This is a genomic window from Novosphingobium sp. BW1 (assembly GCF_008107685.1).
Taxonomy (GTDB): domain Bacteria; phylum Pseudomonadota; class Alphaproteobacteria; order Sphingomonadales; family Sphingomonadaceae; genus Novosphingobium.
Map to the genome: position 1 here is coordinate 1 of NZ_VIRF01000046.1, position 22,063 is coordinate 22,063.

The 22,063-nt window shown below is 66.1% G+C and carries 21 protein-coding genes; 11 read left to right on the plus strand and 10 right to left on the minus strand.

The genetic code is table 11. The features are described from left to right. Positions 1–75 precede the first annotated feature (75 nt). Both FMM79_RS03940 and FMM79_RS03945 read right to left on the minus strand, forming a co-directional pair. On the minus strand, positions 76–1,092 hold the full coding sequence (locus FMM79_RS03940; protein ID WP_148626261.1) for a nitrilase-related carbon-nitrogen hydrolase: 1,017 nt from the start codon (positions 1,090–1,092) through the stop codon (positions 76–78). Beyond that, positions 1,089–2,207, minus strand: coding sequence for an LLM class flavin-dependent oxidoreductase (locus FMM79_RS03945; protein WP_148626262.1), 1,119 nt, complete (start codon positions 2,205–2,207; stop codon positions 1,089–1,091). The genes FMM79_RS03940 and FMM79_RS03945 overlap by 4 nt, the downstream gene beginning before the upstream one ends. Before the next feature lie 446 nt (positions 2,208–2,653). Between FMM79_RS03945 and FMM79_RS21370 the strand changes: the two genes are divergently transcribed. The 3 genes from FMM79_RS21370 to FMM79_RS03960 all read left to right on the plus strand — a co-directional run bounded on the left by FMM79_RS21370 (position 2,654) and on the right by FMM79_RS03960 (position 5,260). Next, the gene (locus tag FMM79_RS21370; RefSeq protein ID WP_162528436.1) at positions 2,654–3,166 is read left to right on the plus strand and encodes a class I SAM-dependent methyltransferase; all 513 of its coding nucleotides are present in this window, start codon (positions 2,654–2,656) and stop codon (positions 3,164–3,166) included. Positions 3,167–3,295: 129 nt separating this feature from the next. Continuing rightward, complete coding sequence (hisD, locus tag FMM79_RS03955) at positions 3,296–4,627, plus strand: histidinol dehydrogenase (RefSeq protein WP_148626264.1); 1,332 nt, start codon at positions 3,296–3,298, stop codon at positions 4,625–4,627. Positions 4,628–5,071: 444 nt separating this feature from the next. Beyond that, a complete protein-coding gene (locus tag FMM79_RS03960) occupies positions 5,072–5,260 on the plus strand; it encodes a hypothetical protein (RefSeq protein ID WP_148626265.1) in 189 nt (62 codons plus the stop codon). 75 nt (positions 5,261–5,335) lie between these two features. Here FMM79_RS03960 and FMM79_RS03965 read toward each other — a convergent pair whose 3' ends face one another. The 3 genes from FMM79_RS03965 to FMM79_RS22200 all read right to left on the minus strand — a co-directional run bounded on the left by FMM79_RS03965 (position 5,336) and on the right by FMM79_RS22200 (position 8,268). After that, positions 5,336–6,799, minus strand: coding sequence for an aldehyde dehydrogenase (locus FMM79_RS03965; protein WP_148626266.1), 1,464 nt, complete (start codon positions 6,797–6,799; stop codon positions 5,336–5,338). Between the two features lie 79 nt (positions 6,800–6,878). After that, positions 6,879–7,658, minus strand: a complete 780-nt coding sequence (locus FMM79_RS03970) for an arylmalonate decarboxylase (RefSeq protein ID WP_148626267.1) — start codon at positions 7,656–7,658, stop codon at positions 6,879–6,881. Between the two features lie 43 nt (positions 7,659–7,701). Beyond that, the gene (locus tag FMM79_RS22200) at positions 7,702–8,268 is read right to left on the minus strand and encodes an FAD-dependent monooxygenase (RefSeq protein WP_162528437.1); all 567 of its coding nucleotides are present in this window, start codon (positions 8,266–8,268) and stop codon (positions 7,702–7,704) included. A 183-nt stretch (positions 8,269–8,451) separates the two neighbouring features. Here FMM79_RS22200 and FMM79_RS03980 point away from each other — a divergent pair, with 183 nt between their 5' ends. The 5 genes from FMM79_RS03980 to FMM79_RS04000 all read left to right on the plus strand — a co-directional run bounded on the left by FMM79_RS03980 (position 8,452) and on the right by FMM79_RS04000 (position 11,743). Next, complete coding sequence (locus FMM79_RS03980; RefSeq protein ID WP_148626268.1) at positions 8,452–9,249, plus strand: helix-turn-helix domain-containing protein; 798 nt, start codon at positions 8,452–8,454, stop codon at positions 9,247–9,249. Positions 9,250–9,505: 256 nt separating this feature from the next. Further along, positions 9,506–10,174 carry a hypothetical protein gene (locus FMM79_RS03985; RefSeq protein ID WP_148626269.1) on the plus strand — a complete coding sequence of 223 codons (669 nt, stop codon included), beginning with the start codon at positions 9,506–9,508 and terminating at the stop codon, positions 10,172–10,174. Positions 10,175–10,201: 27 nt separating this feature from the next. Continuing rightward, the gene (locus FMM79_RS03990; protein ID WP_148626270.1) at positions 10,202–10,507 is read left to right on the plus strand and encodes a hypothetical protein; all 306 of its coding nucleotides are present in this window, start codon (positions 10,202–10,204) and stop codon (positions 10,505–10,507) included. Next, positions 10,461–10,829 carry a hypothetical protein gene (locus tag FMM79_RS03995; RefSeq protein ID WP_148626271.1) on the plus strand — a complete coding sequence of 123 codons (369 nt, stop codon included), beginning with the start codon at positions 10,461–10,463 and terminating at the stop codon, positions 10,827–10,829. The genes FMM79_RS03990 and FMM79_RS03995 overlap by 47 nt, the downstream gene beginning before the upstream one ends. Positions 10,830–10,933: 104 nt before the next feature. Beyond that, positions 10,934–11,743 (plus strand): SDR family NAD(P)-dependent oxidoreductase, encoded by an 810-nt coding sequence (locus FMM79_RS04000; protein ID WP_148626272.1) that lies wholly within the window; start codon positions 10,934–10,936, stop codon positions 11,741–11,743. A gap of 60 nt (positions 11,744–11,803) precedes the next feature. On the opposite strand, the gene FMM79_RS04005 is transcribed toward FMM79_RS04000, so the two are convergent. The 5 genes from FMM79_RS04005 to FMM79_RS04025 all read right to left on the minus strand — a co-directional run bounded on the left by FMM79_RS04005 (position 11,804) and on the right by FMM79_RS04025 (position 18,134). Further along, the gene (locus FMM79_RS04005) at positions 11,804–12,646 is read right to left on the minus strand and encodes a class III extradiol dioxygenase family protein (protein WP_148626273.1); all 843 of its coding nucleotides are present in this window, start codon (positions 12,644–12,646) and stop codon (positions 11,804–11,806) included. A gap of 4 nt (positions 12,647–12,650) precedes the next feature. Continuing rightward, complete coding sequence (locus tag FMM79_RS04010) at positions 12,651–13,040, minus strand: protocatechuate 4,5-dioxygenase subunit alpha (protein ID WP_148626274.1); 390 nt, start codon at positions 13,038–13,040, stop codon at positions 12,651–12,653. Between the two features lie 133 nt (positions 13,041–13,173). Next, on the minus strand, positions 13,174–13,953 hold the full coding sequence (locus FMM79_RS04015; RefSeq protein ID WP_148626275.1) for an SDR family NAD(P)-dependent oxidoreductase: 780 nt from the start codon (positions 13,951–13,953) through the stop codon (positions 13,174–13,176). Positions 13,954–14,067: 114 nt separating this feature from the next. After that, positions 14,068–16,851 carry a DUF5695 domain-containing protein gene (locus FMM79_RS04020; protein ID WP_148626276.1) on the minus strand — a complete coding sequence of 928 codons (2,784 nt, stop codon included), beginning with the start codon at positions 16,849–16,851 and terminating at the stop codon, positions 14,068–14,070. Between the two features lie 62 nt (positions 16,852–16,913). Beyond that, positions 16,914–18,134, minus strand: a complete 1,221-nt coding sequence (locus FMM79_RS04025) for an FAD-binding oxidoreductase (RefSeq protein ID WP_148626277.1) — start codon at positions 18,132–18,134, stop codon at positions 16,914–16,916. 219 nt (positions 18,135–18,353) lie between these two features. On the opposite strand from FMM79_RS04025, the gene FMM79_RS04030 reads away from it, so the two are divergent. The 3 genes from FMM79_RS04030 to FMM79_RS04040 all read left to right on the plus strand — a co-directional run bounded on the left by FMM79_RS04030 (position 18,354) and on the right by FMM79_RS04040 (position 22,041). Next, positions 18,354–19,010: a GntR family transcriptional regulator gene (locus tag FMM79_RS04030; RefSeq protein WP_148626278.1), complete on the plus strand. Its 657-nt coding sequence runs from the start codon at positions 18,354–18,356 to the stop codon at positions 19,008–19,010. Positions 19,011–19,034: 24 nt separating this feature from the next. Beyond that, positions 19,035–20,456, plus strand: coding sequence for an amino acid permease (locus tag FMM79_RS04035; protein WP_148626279.1), 1,422 nt, complete (start codon positions 19,035–19,037; stop codon positions 20,454–20,456). Positions 20,457–20,526: 70 nt separating this feature from the next. Continuing rightward, positions 20,527–22,041, plus strand: coding sequence for a glycoside hydrolase family 27 protein (locus tag FMM79_RS04040; RefSeq protein WP_240338966.1), 1,515 nt, complete (start codon positions 20,527–20,529; stop codon positions 22,039–22,041). Positions 22,042–22,063: the final 22 nt, after the last annotated feature.

The following is a 22,063-nucleotide window of genomic DNA, read 5'->3' on the forward strand; positions in this document are numbered from 1 at the left end:
CTATGAAAGCCTGCCCGCCGCCTCCGCCCCCGCCTTTGCCGAAAAGCGCAAGGCGGTGGTCGAAAGCTTCCTCGGCTAGGAGCTCAGAGCAGGCGCGGGCGCGTGATCGCGGCCCAGCGCCTGCAACCGCTCGCGTACCTGCGTTTCCACCGCAATCATCGCCTCGAATCCGGCGGGCGGCGCATCGCCGAAGGCGTTGGAAGGCCAGAGCGTGAGCGCACGGCGGTCCTCCTCGATCTGGGGCAGCATTCCGGCAAGGAGGTTGCCCGCCGGTTGGCTGCGCGCACGGCGCAAGCCCTCGATATCGATGGTAGAGAGGTGGAATTCGTCGCTCACCGCCGCGCCAATGGGACGTCCTTCATAATCCCAGGCCGCCGAGGCCAGCTCCCCTTGCGCGATGTTGGCCATGCCGAAATAGACCGCGTTCTCAAAAGCGCGCACCGGGCGGCACAGCTCGGCGCCCGGACGGTTGAGATAGTCGATCCCCTGCATCGCCGCGACCGGATTTAGGATCACTTCGGCGCCTTTGAGCGCCATGGCCCGGATCGGCTCGGGCCAGTGCGGCTCGGCCCCGATGGTGACGCCCAGCCCGCCAAGGGGTGTGTCGAGCACGGGCAGGAACGCCTCGTGCCCGAAGGTCTCAACAAAGCGGTCGTAGACATCGACCGGGCTCGTGCGCAGCGAGAGCGAGTAGTTCTTGCGGTAGGCAAGACCAATCTCACCCTCGGGCGTCAGTACCGCGACCGAGAAGAAATAGCGGCCCGGAAAGGCCTCGTGCTTCTCGGCAATCTGCACCGCAGCATAGACGCCCGCCTTGCGCGCTGCCTCCCCCAGCCGCTCCATTTCCGGTCCCGGAAAGGTGACCGCTGCCCCCAGCCAGGCCTCGGGGCCAAGCGGGGTATAGCCGGTCATCGCGAACTGGGGAAAGACAACCAGGCGCGTGCCGTGCTCGCCCGCCGCGCGCGCTATGGCGTCGCACGCAATGGCGATGTTGGCGTCGAGCGCCCCGTCGAGCGGCATACCGTCCGCGCCAAAGACACTGTCCGTCGCCGGACGGCACAGCGCCATGGTGTAGGGCGCAATCCCGCTCATGCCAGCGCCGCCTTGGCTGCGGCCATCTGCGCTTTCAGTTCCGGCACGAGCTCACGCCCGATCAGCGCGGCGTCGGTGTCCTGTTCGGGGCTGCGCAGGAGGAAGCGGGTGATACCAAGCCGCCGATATTCCATCAGGCTGTCGGCCACCTGCTGCGGCGTTCCAACCAGAACCGAATTGTTGCCACGCCCCTTGAAGGCCTTGTTGAGCCCCGTCCACAGGCAGCGGTCGAGGCGGTCGCCTTGCTTGGACTGCGCAAGCATGCGCTGGAAGGCGCCCGCTGCGGCCTTGTCCTCGTCCTTGTCGTGCTTGCCCATGACGATGCCGCGCTCGCCGTCCGCGATGCGCCCGGTTACCTGCTGCTCCAGCTTCAGGGCCCGCTCCCAGGCCGCATCCTCGGTCTCGCCCAGAAGGATCACCATGGTCATCAGCACCTTGATATCGCGCCCGTGGCGCGCGGCGGCCGCATGCGCTTTGCGCGCCAGCTCGCCCGCGCCCTCGAACGTGTCCCCACCTTGCGCGTAGACGTCGGCGACCTTGCCGCACAGGTCGAGCGCCAGATCCGAAGTGCCGCCCCAATAGACCGGCATGGAGCCGCCGTGCGGACGCACCATCGCGAAGGCGTCGCGATACGTGTAGAACTCGCCGTCGAAGTCGAACGGCTGCTCGCTCGACCAGACCCGGCGCATGACCTCGACGTATTCGGCGGCGATGCGGTAGCGCTCTTCCTTGGTGTTGAAGGCGCCATCGGCCTGGACCTCGCGGTCATCGGCCCCGGCGATGACGTGGACCGCCGCGCGGCCCTCGCTCAGGCGGTCGAGCGTCGCCAGATGACGCGCAGCGTAGGTGGGCTGCACCGGCCCCGGGCGATGCGCCATCATGAAGCCGAGCTTGGAGGTCACACCCGACAAGTGTGCGCCGATGGCAAAACTCTCGGGCATGACCGCAGCATTGGCGATCAGCACCCGGTCATAGCCCGCCGCTTCCTGCTCCAGCGCGGCCTTGCGGATATAGGCCGGATCGAAGTCAGTCCCCTGCGGTCCGCTCGCTACCGATCCGGAACGGTGGTTGACGATGCCGACGATCTCCAGATCGTCCTGAATATCCGCGTACATGGCTGCTCCCTGGCAATGGCTGAACGCTCTTGCTGCCAGAGAGATATCGAAACTCCAGTCGAATTATTCGACTCGATATACGCAAAGCGCATAAGCGAGATGCCCGCAGGAGGTTGATGTCGCGAACAGTACACGCCCCCACATTGCGGATGGCGAACTCCCGCGCGCGACTTCGCGTTCACGCCCAACCACAACGAGGCCGCCCGGCCGAACTTCATCGGCGGCTTCAAGAAGTTCATCAATCGCGATATCGAGGCCCCGCTCGACCGCCGCTTCGATGCGGCGTTGGCCCCGGCCTACCAGGCCGCGCACGGCGCTCCTCCCGCCGCCCGGGAGGAAGCGGTCGCTGCGGTCGAGAACGCCCCCTTGTTCCAGACCTGGTCCGCGCTCACCTTTCACAGCCAGAACCTGATGTGGGACGCGGTGCAAGACACGACCGACCGCAGGTGCGCTTGGCCCATGGGACGGCTGAGGCAAACGGGCTTGCCATCGACTTTCTCAAGGCCAACGCGGCGGACACCGGACTTTCCGACGAGAGCGTGGACTTCATCACCTCGATCACCATGTCCCACGAGACGACCGCGGCGCAGACGCAGGAGATTCTCAAGGAAGGCTGTCGCCTGCTGAAACCCCGCGGCCTCGTCCGACATCTCGATGTGCCCTACCACGCCCACCGCATCCCGCTCATCAAGCGGGCTACCAACGACGGGCAGGTGCGCCACAACGGCGAGCCGTTCTGGACCGGCTTCGTCGAGCTGGACATAATGGCCGAGCGGACCAGTGCCGGGGGCGATCCCGACCACGCCTATGCCGACTACGAAAGCGCGGGCGCGGCCACTTATTTCGTCTTCGGAGGGCGCAGGGCCTCACCGTTGCCAGCGGGATCGAGGACCTGGCACTCTCACCGGAAGAGGACGATGCCCGCCGCGCGATGCGTGAGAAGCTCATCGCGGAGGTGATCGACCCGATCATCGAGCGGTCCATCTTTTCGCGATATGAACATCTGCTCCACGCAGCGTTTCCGCACGGCCCAGACCACGCCAAATCGGCCTCATCCACAACGACACATGATAAAGGGTAGAGTGAAAATGGCGCAGTATCTGAAGCGCGGCGCAAGCGCCGAGACACGGGCCGATGCCGACCGCAAGGTCCGCGATATCGTCGAAGCTGCGCTTGCTGACATCGAACAACGCGGCGATGCTGCCGTGCGCGACAGGTCAATCCGCTTTGATGGCTGGGACCGCGAGGACTATCGCCTGACGGACACCGAGATCCAGGCCTGCGTCGACAGCCTGACCCCGCAGGAACGCAAGGACATCGAGTTCGCGCAGACGCAGGTGCGCAACTTCGCGCAGGTCCAGCGCGCCTCGATGAAGGACGTCGAGGTCGAGACCCTTCCCGGCGTAATCCTGGGGCACAAGAACATCCCGTTGAACTCGGCAGGGTGCTACGTGCCAGGCGGCAAGTACCCGCTGCTTGCCGGCGCACACATGTCGGTGATCACCGCCAAGGTTGCGGGCGTGAAGCGCGTCCTCACCTGCGCCCCGCCGTTCCAGGGCCGCCCGGCCCGCGCCATCGTTGCCGCACAGGCGCTGGCCGGTGCCGACGTGATCTATGCTCTGGGCGGCATCCAGGCGGTGGGCGCCATGGCCCTCGGCACGGCCTCGATCGATCCGGTCGACATCCTGGTCGGCCCCGGCAACGCCTTCGTCGCCGAAGCCAAGCGCCAGCTGTTCGGACGCGTGGGCATCGACCTCTTCGCAGGTCCCACCGAGACGCTGATCATCGCCGATGAGGTAGGCTGCGATCCCGAGATCGCCGCGACCGACATCCTGGGCCAGGTCGAGCATGGCCCCGACAGCCCGGGCGTCCTTCTCACCAATTCGGAAAAGTTCGCGCGCGAGACCATGTCCGAGATCGAGCGCCTGCTCCAGATCCTGCCCACGGCCGACCATGCCCGCAAGGCCTGGGACACCTTCGGCGAGGTAATCGTGGCCGACAGCACCGAGGAAATGGTCGCGATCGCCGACGAGATCGCCTCCGAGCATGTGCAGGTCATGACCGCCGATCCGCAATACTTCCTCGACAACATGACCAACTACGGCGCGCTTTTCCTGGGCAGCCGCACCAATGTCAGCTTCGGCGACAAGGTCATCGGCACCAACCATACGCTGCCCACCAGGAAGGCCGCGCGCTACACCGGTGGCCTGTGGGTCGGCAAGTTCCTGAAGACCTGCACCTACCAGCGTATCGAGACCGACGAGGCCTCCGCGCTGATCGGCGACTACTGCTCGCGCCTCTGCGCGCTCGAAGGCTTTGCCGGGCACGGCGAACAGGCCAACATCCGCGTGCGCCGCTTCGGCGGACGCGAGGTGCCCTACGCCGGTCAGACCGAACCGACGCCCGAAACCGCAGCCTGAAAGTCACAAGATTGGATTGCGAGGGCTATCGCCCTCGTAATTTCCGAACTGTCGACCTCACCTTTCTCACGGCATCCTGGATCGAGAAGGGAGAGGTCGCCGATTTCGGGGTCTAGGGGCGATGGCTCCTTGAAGGCCTGTTTCCTGTTTGCCTCCTTTCCGGCTCATCCGAAGTTCGCGGAACCGGAGGCAGCTGCTCCTCCCTTCCTTCGTTCCGCGAACATTGCGAGCCTGAAGAATTGATCGGCGCGACCTCGCGCGATCTGATGGGCGCATGCCCTTCATACGCATTACCGGCTCGTATGTCGTCACCCCCCCTCCAGGCGCCCGAGCACACGACGTCCAGACCGGCAAACTTCTGACCACCTTGCTCACCTGGAACGGGGGCACGATGGGCCATGGCCACAAGGTCGAGATGCCGGTCGAGTACCTGGCGAGGAGGACATGCACGTGCCCGCGGGCACTTTTACCTGCCATCATTTTTTCTGGCGCACAGACGACATCGGCATCTGGGTCACGCGCAAGGGCGCGCTGATGGTGCGCATGAACGGCTATGCCAGAGGCCACGCCTCTGTCCCCGCGCGCTGCGAGGAAACGGTCTTTCCCGACACCAACGAATTCGGCGACTACTGAGCCCCCGAACAAAAAGGGCCACACCCGCATCTTCGGAAAGGCGCGGGCGCGGCCCTTTTTTGCGTCTCTTCCGGATCAGACGCCGAGGCGGCGGATCGGGGTGTCTTCCAGCGGGATCGAGGTGGTCTTGGCCTCGGTGAAGAAGTCCGCGCAGTGGCGTGCGCCATCGCGGCCGATGCCCGATTCCTTGTAGCCGCCAAACGGGGCGCGCAATTCGCGCATCATCGGCGTGTTGACCCAGATCGTGCCCGCGCGGATGCGTGCGCTGCAGGCCATCGCGGTGGCAAGGTCGCGCGTCCAGACATAGGAGACGAGGCCGAACTCGGATTCGTTGGCCATCGCGATCGCCTCGTCGAGGTCGGAATAGGTGAGGAAGGTCGCGAAGGGCCCGAAGATCTCCTCCTGGCAGATCCGAGCGGCATTGCTGGGCGCGCGCGCCACGATGGGCTCCATGAACCAGCCTTGCTCACGGGCTTCAGGTACGGTGCCGCCGTGCAGGATCTCGGCGCTGTCCTCGCGCGCCACTTCCAGATAATGCTGCACGTGCGCGCGGTGCGCCTCGAAGGCAAGCGGGCCCATCTCGGTCGCCGGATCGCACGGATCGCCGATGCGGATGGCCTTGGCGCGCGCGACGAAGGCGGAGATGAATTCCTCAGCAATCGATTCGTGGACGAGGATGCGCGAGCCGCCCAGGCACTGCTGGCCGTTGCTGGCGTATATGGCAAGCAGCGTGCCGTCGAGCGCACGTTCCAGGTCCGCATCGGGCGCGACGATGGCCGCCGATTTGCCGCCCAGTTCCATCGTCACCGGGGTCAGGCGCTCACCCGCTGCGGCCATGATGCGCCGCCCCGTGGCCGTGCCGCCGGTAAATCCGATCATGTCGATGTCCGGGTGGGTGGTAAGCGCCTCGCCGGTCACGCTTCCCCGGCCGTTGACGACATTGACGACGCCCTTGGGAAGGCCCGCCTCGTGCATAAGTTCGACCATGCGCAGGGTCGACTGGGGGGTGTATTCGGAAGGTTTCAGAACGCAGGTGTTGCCAAAGGCGATGCAGGTCGCAAGCCGCATCGAGCCCAGCGCCAGCGGCGCGTTCCAAGGCGCGATGAGCGCGGCGACGCCCTTGGCTTCGCGGGTGGTGTAGGTGAGGTATTTCTCGTTCTGCTGGAAGGTCTCGCCCACCATCATGCTGGCGACCTCGGCAAAGCGCTTGAAGTTCTCGGCGGCGCGGTCGATCAGCGGGCGCACGCCCGAGATCGGAAGGCCCGAGGTCCGCGCTTCCAGCTTGGCAAGTTCATCGCCGTGCGCGCGCAGCTTGGCGTCGATGGCCTGGAGCACATTACTGCGCGCCTCACTGCCAAGCGCACTCCACGCCCCGAACGCGGCGCGCGCGGCCTTGACCGCTGCATCGACCTCACCCGCATCGGCCTCGCGCAGGGCGCTCGCCTGCTGGCCACTCGTCGGATCGAATACGGGAAGCTCGAAGCCGTCCCCGGCCGGAAGGAAGGCGCCGTCAATGAAACTGGTGGCGGTCGTGGTCATGGCTCGAAGATCTCGACATCTAGCGGGAAATAAACAGGCAGGTGTGGCGAGCCCCCGCGCAGGGGCTCGCCATGAGCGATCAGAATTCGCTCATCAGGCGGCCAAAGCCCATCAGGCGGTCCTGAATGCCATTGGCGCGCAGCGCGTGCCAGTAGGTTGCGGTGTTGATCGCGATGACCGGCTTGCCCAGGTAAAGCTCGGCCGCAGCGGCCGCGCGGATACCCGAGATGTTGGTGCCGACCTGGATCAGCGCGTCCACGTCATCGCCATCGAGCGCCTTGAAGGTGTCAATGGTGCGGCGCTCCTCGACTTCGGCGATGGCCAGCCAGGAGGGGCACTGCAGCGGGATATCGCGCACCGTCTCGTAGCCATGATCGGCAAGGAAGTTCTTCACTTCCGCGTTCGCGGTCGGGAAGTAGGGCGAGAAAAAAGCGACCTTCTTGATCCCCGCCCCATAGGCCTTGAGCGCGGCAACAATCGAATCCGCGCCGGTCGAAACGCCAAGCCCTGAAATCTCCTCGACATTGCGACGCCACTTGTCGGCTCCTTCGGCCCCACCGAAGAAGGTCACTGCCGACATGCCCATGACGAGGTAGTCAGGTGCGCAGGTAAGCACGCCTTTGACCGCATCCACGGTGTTGTCGCTGATCTCCAAGGCGCCCGCCATGAAGGTCTCGTTCGAGACCGCCTTGGCGTTGTCGACGACGATGCGGCTGTAGTGATTTGTGACACCGGGCACGCGCAGGTCGTCAAAATCGGGCTGGACGCTGGTGTTGGTCGAGGGGCCCAGGACACCGAACTTGCGGCGGAAGCCCAGCTGGTCGCGGTTCACGCGTCCCGGTACAGTATCAATGCTCATGCAATTTTCTCCGCGTCGGCCAAACTTGGGAACATGGCCTGTTTCAGAAGGTATTCGCGGCACCTGACCGGATCGTTGGCGATCCCGGCCATACGTGCCAGGCGGGCGGTGTGGGCCTCTCCCGGAGCGTGCTCCATGAAGCTCTTGTTCTTGATCGGCTGGGCCTGGATGAAGGCCCTGGTGATCCCGGGCCGCCGGAGGTCGAACAGCGCAAGTTGCTCGCAATCGCCTCATCGCGCAGCAGGTCCTCGTCGCTGACGGCCTTGTCGCCGGGAACGAGGATGCGCCGCCCCCGGGCACGGCCAGCAACACGAGCCATTCCTCGGGATCGGCGATGTAGTTGACGAGCGCGATGTCGCGCAGGGTCTCCTCGATCGGATGCGCGGTCGCGCCACTGGAGAACCGGCGCTTTCAGGCCCTTGGCAATCAGCGGCTCGGCAGCATCGAGCATCTCGAGCGTGGCGGCGTGGATCGTGGAGGCGCGATGATCGCTCGCGAAGCTCTCGGTCTGCTCGCAGCACAGGACATCGATCTCCATGCTGGCAAGGTGCACCGCACCAATCGCGCCCACCGGCCCACCACCAACAATCAGAACTTCGGTTTCCCGCACGCATATCCCCTGTTGTCACGCATCTCGTCTTGCGAGCCCCAGGAATGCGGGCCGGGCCTGCGTGATGCCAGCTTCGGGAAATACGATGTTCGTGAAATGAACAATTTGGCTTGCATGTCTCGCCCGAAACACGACAAGATGTCCTTCATTCCAGAACGCTAAAACCTTAAATCCGAGAAGCCATTGACCGCCGATTCTTCAATACGCGTGATTGGCCGCGCGCTGGAAATCCTGCGCGTCATCAATCTGAAGGGCTCGCCGAGCCTCTCCGAAATCCAGCGTTCGGTGGACCTGCCCTATCCCACCGTGCTGCGGCTCGTGCGCGCGCTCGTGGAGGAGGGCGTGGTGGAGCGCGAGCCCTCGCGCAAGCGCTACCGCCCGACCCCGCTTGTCCAGGCGCTGTCTTACGGCTTTCAGGGCCACGACGCGCTCGTCACCGCCGCGCGGCCGCACATCGAGGCGCTGACCGGCATCGTGCACTGGCCGATCAGTGTCGTCACCCGCATGGGCAACATGATGGTCGTACGCGATTCCACCAGTACCCAGACCCCGCTGACCTTCAACCACTATTATCCCGGCTGGCAGGTGCCTCTGATCCAGTCGGCCTCCGGGCGGTCCTATCTGGCGCATGCTGCGCCCGATTCGCGCGCCTCCTTGATACGGCACGTGGAAGCGACCGGCTCGGAAGGCGACGTGCAGATGCTGCGCGTCTTCGAGAACAGCGGTGAGGCCGAGAAGATCCGCAAGCAAGGCTATGCCGCGATCTCGCGCACTGCCTATTCGGCCAATCCGGGGCGCACATCCTCCTTCGCGGTGCCCATCTTCGAGGGTGACACGCTGCTCGGCACGCTGACGCTGGTGTTCTTCGCCACGGCCATGACGGTCGAGGATGCACTGGCGAAGTACCTCGACCCGGTGCTCCAGACCGCACGGCGCATCGGCGAGGATATGGGTCGGAGTGTGCACGCAGGCGCCGCCTGATCCGCTCCCTCCCGCCCCACTTCCATCCGGGCTCGGCCCGTGGCTTCGATGGAAAAATATTCACCGCGCGATCATCAAGGTTTCGTGACTCGCAGTCCGACACCGGCCACGCAGTCTTTGCCCCAAGCCAGCAAGGCACCAGATCCAGGCTCGACAAGCCGAGACAACATGATCGACGGGTTCGGTATCATTGTGGTCAGAGCAGGCACGGCAGGCGTTCCAGCAGCGGCAGCGGCCGCCGTGGGCGTGGCCGAAGATGCCGACACTCATTTTGCCGACGCCATGCGCATCAACCACGCCACGGGCGACCACGTGTTGCTGCGCGACTGGATCGAACGCGCCCCCCGAAGCCATCGACTGGCTGTTGGAAACGGGCTGGAACTGTACACCCTTCGAGACCGTCTTCGCGCCCGAGCACGACCTCTACACGACGCCGCGAACCTACCGCAGCACCGAGCAGGGCCTCTCGCTGATCAAGGCCTACCGCATCGCGATTGCGCCCGCCATTGTAGCCGGGATCCTAGAGCTCTTCCTCAAGACCCGGGTCGAGGACGTGATCGACGAAGACGGCGTCGCCAAGGGCGTTGTCGCCACCCACAAGGGCAAGGCCGTGGTGCTCACCACCGGCGGCTTTGCCGGCAGCGACGAGCTCTGGCAGGAGGTCCACAGCGTGGTGCCGCTGCCCTACCACATCGACACTGTCGTCGGTGACGGCCTCAAGCTAGCCTGCAAGGCGGGCAGCACGAGCCGGTTCGCGGACACGCTGCTCCCTTCATTTGGCGGCACACGCGATCTGGGCGCTCCGGCCCGCGGCCTGGGTCCAAGCTTGGAAGAGCTGGCCAGTCGCTGCTCGCCTGATGGCTGCGGGCCGCGCAGCCCCCACGCCGGGGCTATGTCGAGGGGTCCCTTCGGGCCGATGCACTAGCGCCGTAGCGGCACGGGCCGCCCGCTCGTGCTGGTGTACCAGGCGGCGATGGAGCCGCTCACCTCGATGGGGCGGATCGAAAATGGGGAGTGCTACTTGCGCGCCGGTTTCCAGTCTCAGACGATCAACCAGCAGGCCTTTGTCGAGATCCTGGGCGATGCCTTTGAACAAGCTGACTTTCCGGCTGGCCGTCTCGACTGGTGGCGCGCCGATCTCGACATCCCGGTCGAGACCTACAGAGGCATTGCCAACAACCATACCGTGCCCGCCAAGGAGATCTTCGTCGATGGCCTTGCCCGGGCAGAAGGCCGATCCGGCTGCCTTTCGCCGTAACCTTCTTGCCGAGCATCCGCATGCAGCTGGGCTGCACGCTGGCGCAGGTCTTGTCGTTGAAGGCGTTGATGACAAAGCCCTCGAAGCCGACACCGTTCGAACGCATGCCAAGGCGGAAGTTGACGACCGCGGCATCGTCCGTCGTCGCATAGCTGCCTTCGCTGGCGTGGACGCCGTGCCGATCATCGTCTGGCAGAAGGCGCACGAGCCGCGCTCGATCGTGCTGTCGTTGATGGCGCCAGCCAGGAACTTCGTCAGCTCGTCGGTCGGCTGCGCGGTCACCATGTTGATCGCGCCGGCAAAGGTCTGGCGGCCGAAGTAGGCGCTCTGCGGGCCTCCTCCTGAAGGGGGTGGAAAAAGTACCGACTTTCACAGGCCGCCCTGATCTCTATGCAAGGGAAAACACCAGAGGAAGAGGAGAGGAACATGGCCCAGGACGCAATCCGCATGGATGGAAAGGTCGCCATCGTCACCGGCGGTGCGGGCGGGATCGGCGGCGCGACCGCACGCCTTCTGACCGCACGCGGCGCCAAAGTCGTCATTGCCGACATCGCCTTTGCCCGCGCGATCGACCTCGCGCGCGAACTGCCCGATGCGCATGCCATCGAGGTCGATCTGGAGACCCCGGAATCGATCGAGAACATGGTCGAGGAGGCACTCTCGCACTTCGGGCGCCTCGACGTACTGCACAACAATGCCGCGTTGCTTGGTCCCGACGTGGCGATGGCCGATACCGATGTCGAGAGCATGGACACCGATTTCTGGGACCGCACCTTCGCGATCAACGTGCGCGGCACCATGATCGCCTGCCGCACCGCGCTGCCGCACCTGCGCGCGAGCAAGGGCAACATCGTCAACACGGTCACCAACCTCGCCCTGCAGGGACATATCGTGCAGGCCGCCTATTCTTCCTCGAAGGCCGCGATCATCCAGATGACGCGCGCCATCGCGGCGAGCCACGGCATCCATGGCGTACGCTGCAATGCGGTTGCCCCGGGGATGACGGTGACGCCCTCGCTGCTCGAGGCGTTCCCCGCGGGTCTGCGTGAAACGGTCGAGGCCGAGACCCTGCGCGACCGGCTCGGCGCGCCCGAGGACATTGCCGAGGCGGTGGCTTTCCTTGCCTCGGACGCGGCGCGCAACGTGACGGGCGAAGTGCTGGTCTGCGATGGCGGGAGCACCAGCCACGTGCCCGGCCTTGCCCCTTTCCGCGCATTCCTGGCCACAGGCGGCTGATCGCGGCACGCCAGACAGCCTCCGGCGGGGCTGTCTGGCTTTTGTCTTGCGCAAGCCGGGTCAGACGGTCTCGAGCAGCATCGTGGCCGCCGCCGTGTTCGAGATCGGGATGTGGTAATTGCGGTGCGTCTCGCGCGCAGGCACCTCGCCCAGCGCGCCGCGTGCGGCGATCCAGTTGAGGATCTCCACACCTTGCGACCCTGACTTACGAACGATTTCCTTCGTGCTGTCGACGCAGATCGCCTCAGGGTTGGCGGCAAGACTGTCCATGCAGAAGCGGTCGTACTCGGGATTGACGAAGCCCGCACGTTCGCCGTCAAGCTGGTGCGAGAGGCCGCCTGTTCCGATCACCACGATCTTTTCAGCCCCCTGCCAGCTTGCCAGCGCGCGGTGAACCGCGCGACCGAGCGCGAGGCAGCGCTTGGCCGAAGGCAGCGGGTACTGCACCGTGTTGATCGCGATCGGCACCAGCTTCAGGGGCCATTCCTTGGCTTTGGGATAGGCGAGCTCAAAGGGGATCGAGAGCGCGTGGTCGACCAACATCGACTGGCAGGTGGTCACGTCGAACTCATCGCCCACCAGCTGCTCGATGATGTGCCAGCTGAGGTCCGGGTGGCCCGAAAAGGACTTGAACAGCGGCAGGCCCCAGCCCTCGTCCTCGTTGCGGTACTCGTGCGCCGCGCCCACCGCGAAAGTCGGCATCTTGTCGAGGAAGAAGTTGAGGCCGTGATCGTTGTAGAAGCACACCGCAACGTCGGGACGTTCGGCGCCGAGCCAGTCGCGCACGGGCGGAAAGCCGTCGAAAAACGGCTTCCAGTAGGGCTCCTCCTGATCGCCGCGCACAATAGCGCCGCCGATGGCGGGGACGTGGCTGGTGAAGTAACCTCCGATGATCCGGGCCATGGCCTCAGTCCTCCCCCGCCTTGCGGCCCTGCGCAAGCAGCATCGCCTTGAATTCGTCCACGCTCATGCCGGTCTGCTGCGCGCCCACGTCCTGCACGTTGAGGCCGAAGATGCCCGCCAGCTTGGCGAGGTAGTAGATGTTGCCGCCCGCCTCGATCATGGCGAGGACATTGCGCGCGCGCACCGCGGCAAGCTGTTCAGAGTTCAAACCATAGCGCTGGCAATAGGCGTTCTCGTCGGCGAGAAAGGCCTCGCGGTTGGCCGCTTCGTTGAAAGAGAAGCACATGGCGTTGAGGGCGTAGCCCCTGACCGCCGCGCAGCCGTCGAACAGGTGCGTGCCGAAGATCGGCGCGGTGTCGCCGGGCGGCGGCGGGGTATCGGGTGCTCGGGTCATTCGGGCTGTCCTCTTGTCCGGTCCTGCTAGATCGGAGATGAAGATAGGCGCTCGGCAAAGCCCCGTTTTTGATCGCAATCAAGCGCCTCGCAAAGACGCGCTGGATCGGATAATACTTAGGCTGAACTTATAGCTACTCAGCGGTCCACCCACCGTCCACGACAAGGCTTGTTCCAGTCATCATCGCCGAGGCATCGCCCGCCAGGAACAGCACCGCGCCCATCAGGTCCTCGGGCACGCCGATGCGGCCGATCTTGATCTTCTCCAGCACACTGGCCTTGAACGCGGGGTCCTCGAAAAAGGGTCTGGTCATGGGGGTTTCGATGAAGGTCGGGGCAATCGTGTTGGAACGGATGCCGTAGGCGGCCAGATCCAGCGCGAAGGCTTTGTTCATGCCCTCCAGCGCCCACTTGCTGGCGCAATAGAGCGATCGGTTGGGGCCGCCTACATGCCCCATCTGCGAGCCCATGTGGATGAGGCTGCCCTTTGTGCCCGTCGCCATCATCCGCTTTACGCAGGCCTGCGCGACAAAGAACGCGGCCCTGACATTAAGGTCCATGACCGCATCGAAATCCGCCTCGCTCGCCTCCCACATCGGCTTGGGACGGTTGGTGCCCGCGTTGTTGAGGAGCACATGGAACGGTTCGCGCGCGGCGAAGAAGGCGCGCACGGCTTCTGTGTCCGAGACATCGAGCGGTGCGGCTTCGGCCCGGTAGCCTGCCTCGCGCAGTTGGGCGGCAACCGCCTCGATCTCGCGCGCCGTGCGGGCGGCGAGAGTGACTTCGGCCCCCGCCTCGGCCAGCCCGGCGGCGGCGGCAAGGCCGATCCCACGTCCCGCCCCCGTCACCAGCGCGCGGCGCCCGTCGAGGCGGAAGCTGGGTGTTACAGGAAGCGACGTGGAGGGCGGGGTCATGACGGGTCCTCTCGTTCGGGCAGGGGCAATGGTGCGCGCGGACCGCCCTACCCCGGACGGCCCTTCCTGTCAGGCTCTGCGGGCACAGCTGTCCGGAATGCGAATTTCTCCCGCTCACGCGAAGGCAAGATCGACCACTGTGTGCCTGGTGCCCTGCGCGATCTCCAGCGCAACCCGTCCGCGCAAATCCACATCGCGCGCCGCCCCGTCAATGCGCAGCCCACGCCCCTGCTCCTGCCCGAGCGTAAGCAGGCTGGTGCGCGCAGGGCCCGCCGCGTGTTCGAGCACGAAGCGGCACCGCGTGCCAGAGGGCGCCACTTCGATGGCCTCCTCGCGCGCGAAGCGGACACCCGGCGCCAGCTGCACATCGAACGCAGCGTCCTGAAGCCGGACGTGGAAACGTCGACGCACCCCGTCGCGCGGGACCACGCGCACTCTCTCCTCTGCCTCCTCAAGGCTTCCGCCATGGGCGATGCGCCCCAGCAGCGGATCGTCGGCAAGGGTCGTTGCGGCCGCGCGCAAGGCGCCGCAGAACCCCAGGTCGATCTCGCACGAATAGTACCACGAGCCGTGCCAGTGGGGCTGGTCGAGCCAGGTCTGCCCGACCGCTGCGGGCTCGAACCCACCGCCGGCCGCGCCGTCGTTGGCCTTGCCCGGATACCAGTAGCCATGGTCGCTTTCGGGTGTCCCGCTGTTGAGCAGTGCCCAGCTGCTCAGCGTCGAGGCATGGCCGAGGCGCAGCAGCGCGTGCGGGTCCGGCGCATCATGGAGCGCGTAATCGAGCACCCCCCAGCCGCCCATCTGCGCCATGTAGGTCAGCGTATAGGCATCGCCGCCCTGGCCGCGGTAATCGCTGCCAAGGTAGTAGTAGGCGGGCTCGAGCCAGCCCCGGCAGAACAGATTGGCGGCGAACTGGCGCTCGCGAAAGGCGCGGGCGCGTTCGGGAGAGAACGTGCCGGGCCGCTCCAGCGCGTAGCGGGCCATGGCCTGCGTGGATTCAAAGCCGGTGGAATCAAAGGCGTATTCCGAGACGAACAGGTCCTCCACCTCCTCCACGAAGTGGCGCACCTTGTGCTCCCAGAAGCCGCGCAGCTGGCCCGCCCAGGCCTCCTTGCCTTCCGCTTCGAGCGCGTCGATGAGCTCGGGCAGGACGATCTCGTTGTAGTAGCCGATGTTGTTCGCGTCCCAGCCGACCAGCGTATCGGGCACGGTGAACATCGCGCGCGCGGTGCCAAAGGCGCGTTCAAGGTAGTCCCCCGCCGAAAGCCGTGTCGCGACGCCCGGATGAAACCGCGCGGCGCGGTACATCCCGAAGTACATGACCACGATGTGCGGATAGTCATAGGTGCGCCACAAATGCTCGCGCCCCTTGGGGCCGGGGTCTTCGCTCTCGCGGTTCCGCTTCCAGTCAAGGATACCGTAGATGCCATAAGGCCAGGGCTCCTCGGTCGTCTGCTGGAGGCCGCCCCAGACGAAGTGCGCGATATAATCGTCCAGCGCGTCGATCTCGGCCTGGACCGGGTATTCGGCGAGCTTGGCGCCAAGGAACGCAGGCTTGGAAAGGCCCGGGTCATCGCAGGTCACCTCGTAGATGCGCCAGCCCCCGATGCGGTCGTAGTTGTCGGGACCGAGCAGCACCTCGCACTGCATGTTCCATTCAGCCAGAAGCCCGTTGTACCACTTGGCGGGATCGGTGTGGCGGTGGCCGGCAATGAAGGCGCCGCGCTTGGCGATCATCGTCTCGACCGGCTCGGTCGCGAAGAATTCGAGCGTCGTGCGCGCGCCGTTTTCCTGCACCAGCGTCAGGTGGTTCTCACCCAGCCGTGCAAGTTCCACGCGGTAGAGCTGACGCCCCGCGCGCGTTCCCAATGCGGTGATCTGCGTGTCGTCGGGGTGCTCGGCCTCGATCTTGGCCACCGGAATGCGCGAGCCCAGCGAGAGCGTGACCGCAAGATCGCTGGGCACGGTCATGCCCGGACTCAGCTCGACATCGACAAGGCCGCGCTCCGCAATTGCGTGGCGCATCTCGGCATAGCCCTCGACCAGCGCAAAGGTCACGCCACGCTGCGCGCGCGCGCCTGCGGCAAGGTGCAGCGAGGTCGCGGGCAGGCGCCAGCGCGAATGGGCCTTGCGCACCTCCCCCACCGCGCGCGCGGCGTGGAAATAGACGTGGTAGCAGGGGCCGTTGCGGCGAAAACCCTCCCAGTATTCAAGCGCACTGCCTTCCTGCGGAAACATCGCCAGCCAGGGCCTCGCGCTGTCCTTGCGTTGCCAGAACACGTGCGAGCCCGCCCCGGAGATGAAGCTGTGCTTCAAAAGCCCCTGCGGGTCCTTGCCCTCGCTTGCCTGCAGTTCGTTGATCGCAAGGCCCAACGCCAGATCGCCCAGTTCGAGAGCCTCACCACCCGTGTTCGCCAGATCGAGCGTGAGGGCAAGGTCACTCCCCTCCAGCGCAAACCGCACTGTCAGGACAAAGCCTGACCCCAGCGCGTACCGGGTGGCGAGCGTGTTCGCCGTGGCCTCCTCGACTTCGCCCGCCAGCGCCGCCGTCGCGAAAGTTCGCCATTCGCCTGCGCCGAGGCGGAAGGTTCCGCGAACCTCGCCCAGACGTCCGCCTGCGAGGATGAAGTCGCCCAGCGCCTCGTGGCCTGAGGCGAGCAGGCTGGTGACACAACCGCCCTTGCACCCGGTTACGAAGGCCGCGCCCTCCTCTGCCAATGCGCGACCGACGCGGCGCACGCCCGGCTCGGCCGCGCGGGCGATGGACGGGGCGAGCGCGGGCAGCGCCAAGGCGCCGATACCACTTTTCAGAAGCGCGCGGCGCGTTTTCAGGAGCGCGCGGCGCGCGGCCGACGACGGGCGAGCACAGGCGCCCAAAGGTGCGCGGGGGGAAGTCATCCGGGCATCATTCATGTCTGCCAGGCAAGGGGGGCTACGTCCCCGTGCCTGTCGGGGAGAGGTCAGGCGAAACGGGAAAGGTCGAAGGGCGCGAGCGGCAGGCTGGTGCGGCGCCCGTCAAGCATTTCGGTCACGAGCCGTCCGGTGACAGCGGCCAGCGTCAGCCCCAGGTGCTGGTGGCCGAAGGCGTAGTAAAGATTGTCGGCCAACTGCGACCGGCCGATCGCGGGCAGGTAGTCGGGAAGGGTCGGGCGCGCGCCCATCCAGCGCTGGAAGGGCCCGGTGATCGGCAGGCCAAGCTCGGCGATATGGCGTTCCAGCCGCGCCCACTTGCGCGGGTCGGCGGGGGCATCGGCGCGCGCGAATTCGACGAAGCTCGCCGCCTGCACGCACGTACGGTAGCGCGTGACGATCATCGCGCGCTCCTCGTAGACGACGGGCGGCAGGTCCTCGGGCCAATGCTGCGCCTCGGCGCGCACGTGATAGCCGCGCTCGGCGATGATCGGCACCTTGTGGCCGACCGGCGCCAGCAGCGCGCCCGAACGTACGCCCGCGCAGACCACCACCTGGTCACACTCCACGCCCGCGATGGCAATGCGCCTGCCTTCGCGCACCAGACGCCCCTCCCCCTCGATCCGCGTGCCACCGCGCACGGCGAAGGCGGCGAGAAGCGCCGTGCGCAATTCATCAGGATCGGCGATCTGGGCGGTGCCGGTAAAGCGCACGCCACCGGCCGGTTGCGCCACCGCCAGGGCCGCAAGACGCGCCAGATCGGCTGCCGACGCGGGCGCGGCCCTGGCGGTGCCCGTGTCGGCCGACGCGAGATCGCGCGCACCTTCACGCGCGGCGCGCTCATCCCGCCAGGTCACCAGGTGCCCGTCTTCACGCAGCAGGTCAGGTGCGCCGATCTCCTCCACTTGCGCGCGCCAGGCCGGAAGCGCCTCGGCCAGTAGCCGCGACAGGGCCCTGCGCCCCGCTTCGAAGCGGGCCGCGCCCGACGCGCGCAAAAGGCGTGCGGTGAAGGGAAGCCAGGTCCCGATCTCACGCGGGGGCAGCGCGAGCGGACCGCCTGCGGCGAAAAGACGTCCCGGTACGCTGCGCACTTGCTCCATCGAGGCCAGCGGGGCGACCTGCTCGACCGCGATGTGCCCGGCATTGCCCCAGGACGGTGCGGCGGCACCGGGATCGTTGTCCAGGAGGGTTACGCGGTGGCCCGCCTTGAGCAGCGCCAAGGCTGCGGACAGGCCCACAACACCGCCCCCGATGATCCCCACGTGCCCCATCAAAAACTCCGTTGACCACAAGCTTATTTCGTATACGGTATATCTAATTCCATAAGGCAGCAAGACTCAATGACCTGCAAATTGTCCCTTCCCGCAACTCGGCCTGACCAGGGCGGAACCCTGATCAAAGGTTCATTTGCGGGCGCAGGAACATCCGTCTATATTATACGGTTGTCGCATGCCGCCTGCGGGCGTGATGCATTCCTGGAGATTTGAGTCGTGACAATTGTAGTTCGGACACTGGCAGAGCGGATTTTCGAAGTCATCCGCGAGAGGATCATCGAAGGCAAGCTTTCGGTCATGGAGCCAGTCCGGCAGGACGCGCTTGCCAAGGAGTTGGGGGTCAGCAAGATCCCCCTGCGCGAAGCGCTCGCCCGCCTGGAGCATGAGGGCCTCCTCACCAGCCAGCCCAACCGGGGCTGGTTCGTCCAGCCGATGACGAGCGACCAGGCCGAAGAAATTTACGAGCTGCGCCTCGCCTTCGAGCCTGTCGCCGCCGCGCGCGGTGCGCGCATGGCCACCGAGGAAGACCAGAAGGCGGCCATCGCCGCGTTCGAACGGCTCGATACCGCGGCCAATTCCGCGCTCAGTGAAGTGGGCGTGCGCAACCGCGAATTCCACGTCACGCTGGTGCGCCCTGGGCAGCGCCTGCTCACCACCCAGCTGACCGAGCGCCTCGAAGTGCTCGCCGAGCGCTATGTCATCGCCCATCTGGAGCCCGCTGGTCGCGGCAACCGCGCGCACACCGAGCACAAGGGGCTGCTCGAGGCCTGGCTCGCGCGTGACGAGGACGCCGTGCGCGCCCAGCTTACACATCACATCGCCAACACGCTCGAAGACCTTCGGGCCCATTTCGCCGTCAGCCCGACCGGCTGACGCACTGCACAGCAAGGGGACTGCATGCTCGGACCGAGAAAGACACTCGAATCTCTCGCTCATCGCGAAACCGGGCATAGCCTTGCCAAGACCCTGAGCTGGCCGCACCTCGTGGCCCTGGGTGTCGGCGCCATCGTCGGCACGGGTATCTACACGCTGACGGGCGTGGGCGCCGAGCGGGCGGGCCCGGCGGTGATCCTGGCCTTCGCCATTGCCGGCGCGGTCTGCGCCTGCGCGGCGCTCGCCTATGCCGAGATGGCGACGCTGATCCCGGCGGCGGGCAGCGCTTACACCTTCAGCTACGCGGCCATGGGCGAGACTGTCGCCTGGATCGTGGGCTGGAGCCTGATCCTCGAATACTCGCTTGCCTGCTCGACCGTCGCTGTGGGCTGGTCAGGCTATCTGGTCGGCTGGATCCAGTCGGCGGGCGTGGCCTTGCCCGAACTGCTGCTGACAGGACCGTTCACCGGCGGCCTCATCAATCTGCCCGCGGTCCTTGTTGCGCTCGCCATCATGGGCATGCTGATCGGGGGCACGCGCGAGAGCGCGACGCTCAACATCATCCTCGTCATCATCAAGCTTGCCGCGCTCAGCGTCTTCGTGGCGATCGCCCTTCCCGCCTTCCAGGCCGACAATCTCCAGCCCTTCATGCCCTACGGCTTTGGCAGCAGCGAGATCGGCGGCGCCAAGCGCGGGGTCATGGCGGCGGCGGCCATCGTGTTCTTTGCCTTCTACGGCTTCGATGCCGTGGCGACCTCGGCCGAGGAAGCCAAGAACCCGGGCCGCGACCTCACCATCGGCATTATTGGTTCGATGCTGGTGTGCACGGTGATCTACATGGCGGTGGCCTTTGCCGCCGTGGGGGCCCTGCCCTTCCAGGAACTGGGCCACAGCGCCGAGCCGCTGGCGCTGGTGCTGCGCGCGCTCGACCAGCCCTTTGCCGCGCATGTCATCGCGCTCGCCGCGATCATCGCCCTGCCTTCCGTCATCCTGGTGATGATGTACGGGCAGAGCCGTGTGTTCTTTGTCATGGCGCGCGACGGGCTGCTGCCCCGCGCGCTTGCCCGGATCAACCCGAAAACCGGTTCGCCCACGCGCATCACGCTGATGACCGGCATCTCCATCGCGCTTGTCGCGGGGATCTTTCCGCTCGACAAGATCGCCGAGATGGCGAACGCGGGCACGCTCATCGCCTTCATCGCGGTCGGCGCGTGCCTGATGATCATGCGCCGCCGCGAGCCGTCGCTGCCGCGCCTGTTCCGCTGCCCGCAACCCTACCTCGTCGGCACGCTCGCCATTGCGGGCTGCGCCTACCTGCTCTTCAGCCTGCCCACCGACACGCTCATCCGCTTCGCCGCGTGGAACGTCGCCGGGCTCATCTTCTACTGCCTCTACAGCCGCCCGCGCAGCAGCGCCGGGCGCGATCTGGCCGCGCAGCGCGCCTGAACCTGCATACCGGGCCGGACGCGGCCACGCGTCCTGCCCCCGCCACCCACGAACCCTGAGGAGACCTCCCGTGTCACGTTCCGCCGTGATTGCCGCCGCGCTTGCCGCCGTGGCCCTTCCCTTTGCGCCCGCCGCGCAGGCCAAGACCCCGTTTGACGGCGTCTGGCTGTTCGACGAGGCCCCCGACCGCCCCGGCGTCACCATGATGGAGGTTCGCTCCAGGGGCGATGCCATCGAGGGCGAAGTCACCAGCCAGTGGTATGGCCCGGTCACGATGCGCAACGCGCGCATGGAAGATGGCACGCTGACCTTCGAGGCCAACAACATCAACGACTGGGACCACCCCACCCGCACCTGGCACGTCGCCATGGCGGACGGAAAGGTCCAGCTGACCGGCCAGATCTGGTTCAGCGAGATCGACGAGACCGGCCACAAGGGCACCGCGAAGGACGCGCACGCGCGCGCCTTCCAGTTCACCGAACTGCCCGAGATGGGCGCCCCGATTCCGGGAAAACTCGCCCCCACCCCGCCGATGGGCTGGTCGAGCTGGAACAAGTTCGACGAGCACATCGACGATGCCACGGTGCGCGCGATGGCCGATGCCATGGTCGCAACAGGCCTGCGCGATGCAGGCTACATCTACATCAACATCGACGATGGCTGGCAGGGCACGCGCGATGCCAACGGGGCGCTGCAGCCCAACGCCAAGTTCCCCGACATGAAGGCGCTGACCGACTACGTCCACGCGCGCGGCCTCAAGATCGGCATCTACTCCTCGCAGGGCCCAAAGACCTGCGCCGGGTACGAGGGCAGCTACGGCCACGTCCAACAAGACGCGCAGACCTTTGCTGACTGGGGCTTCGATTACCTGAAGTACGACCTGTGCTCGGGCGAGTGGTTCTACAATGACCGCGACACCGTGGTGCGCAGCTACTACGAGATGGGCAAGGCGCTGCGCGAAACGGGCCGCGACATCCTCTTTTCGCTGTGCGAGTACGGCCGTTTCGAGGTTGGCAGCTGGGGCCGCGATGTCGGCGGCGAGCTGTGGCGCACGACCGGCGACATCACGGACGACTACAAGACGATGGCCGAAATCGGCTTTGATCATAATGGCAAGCCCGAGCACGCTGCCCCCCACGGCTGGAACGACCCCGACATGCTGGAGATCGGCAACGGCGGAATGAGCGCGGATGAATACCGCACGCACATGTCGCTCTGGGCCATGTCGGCCGCCCCACTGATGATGGGCCATGACCTGCGTGAGACGAGCGCGGACATGCTGGCGATCCTGGCCAACCGCCGTGTCATCACGGTCGATCAGGACACGCGCGGCATCCAGGGCCAGGCTGTACGCACCGAGGGCACGACCCAAGTCTGGGCCAAGCCGCTCGCCGACGGGTCGGTGGCGCTGGCCCTGTTCAACCGCGCCGAAAAGCCGATCTCCGCGACGATGAGCGCGGACGATGCGGGGCTCGCCAGCGTATCGAAGGTCGAGGATTTGTGGTCGGGCGCGGTCACTTCGGGCCTTTCCGGACGCTACGAAGTTCCCGCCCACGGCGTGGTGATGCTGCGCGTCACGGCCTAAGCGTACGAGGGGGCGGGCTGCC